The sequence below is a fragment of the Mesorhizobium sp. WSM4823 genome (genome assembly GCF_055811195.1).
The window spans coordinates 1-248 of the sequence record NZ_JBVVQL010000072.1; the positions used below are offsets into that span (position 1 = coordinate 1).

Below are 248 nucleotides of genomic sequence, written 5' to 3' on the forward strand. Positions count from 1 at the left end.
ACAGGTGCAACGGGTGATACCGGAGCGACTGGTGCGACCGGTGATACCGGAGCGACTGGTGCGACCGGCGATACCGGCGCGACTGGCGATACCGGTGCAACTGGCGCGACCGGAGCTACTGGCGATACCGGAGCCACAGGCGATACGGGTGCAACTGGTGACACCGGCGCCACTGGCGATACCGGAGCCACAGGCGACACGGGTGCAACTGGTGACACCGGCGCCACTGGCGATACCGGAGCCACAGG

At 67.3% G+C, this 248-nt stretch carries 1 pseudogene; it reads left to right on the top strand.

From position 1 onward, the window contains the following. Window positions 1-31 precede the first annotated feature (31 nt). Window positions 32-248 (top strand): annotated as a pseudogene (locus tag AC0L26_RS32050) (hypothetical protein); the annotation flags it as partial.